Source organism: Kineococcus gurbantunggutensis, assembly GCF_050871925.1.
GTDB lineage: Bacteria > Actinomycetota > Actinomycetes > Actinomycetales > Kineococcaceae > Kineococcus.
This window is the reverse complement of record NZ_JBJLSG010000330.1, coordinates 1-1,348: the sequence shown is the minus strand read 5'-3', so window position 1 is coordinate 1,348 and position 1,348 is coordinate 1. Positions and strand designations below refer to the sequence as shown.

General features: G+C 76.4%; 1 protein-coding gene. It reads left to right on the top strand.

Annotated elements, in window-relative coordinates; translation table 11 throughout:
* Positions 1-174: 174 nt before the first annotated feature.
* Positions 175-1,348: diguanylate cyclase domain-containing protein (locus ACRYR7_RS25510; RefSeq protein WP_432575193.1), on the top strand; the 1,174-nt coding region annotated here is incomplete at its 3' end.

Sequence of the window (1,348 nt, the reverse complement as noted above, 5' to 3'; positions counted from 1 at the left end):
CGGGTCGGTGAGGTCCATCGGGTCGGTGAGGTCCATCGGGTCGGTGAGGTCCATCGGGTCGGTGAGGTCCATCGGGTCGGTGAGGTCCATCGGGTCGGTGAGGTCCATCGGGTCGGTGAGGTCCATCGGGTCGGTGAGGTCCATCAGGTCCTGACGCTGCTGCTGCAGTGCCTGGTGCAGGTGCTGCAGGTGGACGCGGCCAGCATCACGCGCGTGGTGGGCAAGGACCTGCTGCGCCTGGGTGCGGTGGCCGGCCCGGCCCGGCAGGCCGTGCGCGACCTGGAGGCGATGCAGCAGCGCCACCAGGACGGCCCGGCCCGCCTGGCGCACCGCAGCGGGCAGGTCGTGGAAGAGGCGGACCTGGCGTCCAGCTGCCGCTTTGGCCGGCACGGGCGCGCGGCCAGCCAGCTGGGCCTGGCGGCGGTGAGCGCGCTGCCGCTGCGGGTGGACGGGCAGGGCTGGGGCGCGGTGCAGCTGTACCGCACCCGCCCCGGGGCGCTGAGCGCTGCGCAGCTGCGGGCCGCGCAGGTGCTGATGGGCTTGAGCGCCACGCTGGTGCTGCTGGTGCAGCAGCGCCAGCGCGCCGAGGAGGCCCAGCAGGCCCAGCGGGCCCTGGTGGCTCAGCTCGGGCGCGATCCGCTGACCGGGGCGATCACCCGGGCGGTCTTCGAGGAGCAGCTGGGCCACGCCCTGGCCCTGCTGCACCGGCGCCCCAGCGGTCCCACCGGTTCCGCCGGTCCTGCCGGTTCCGCCGGTCTTGCCGACCCCTTCGCAGCCAGCGGTGCTGGCGGCGCCGACGGGGCCAGTGGTGCCGGGGGTGGTGCCGGTGGTGCTGCGCACGGCGGTGCTGTCGGGGGCAGCCACCTGGCGGTGCTGTTCATCGACCTGGACGGGCTGAAGGCGGTCAACGACCTGCACGGGCACGCCGCAGGCGATGAGCACCTGCGCGCGGCGGCGCAGCGCATCCGCGCCGCGCTGCGCCCGGCCGATGTGCTGGCCCGCTTCGGCGGGGACGAGTTCGTGGTGTGCTGCGAGGGCGTGGGCGGGCACCGCGGTGCCGCGGTGATCGCCGCGCGCATCGTGCACGCCCTGCAGCGCGCCGGCAGCAGCGGCCAGGGCAGCGGCGAGCCGCAGGGCAGCGGCGAGCCGCAGGGCAGCGGCGAGCCGCAAGGCAGCGGTCACGAGCAGGCCAGCGCGCCGCGGTCGTGGCGGCCGCTGGCGGCCAGCGTGGGCGTGGCCGTCACCGACGACGCCGCCACCGCAGCGCACGTCCTGCTGGCCGCGGCCGATGCGGCGATGTACCGCGCCAAGCGCGCCGGCGGGGACCGCTTCGCGATGGCCGACCCGG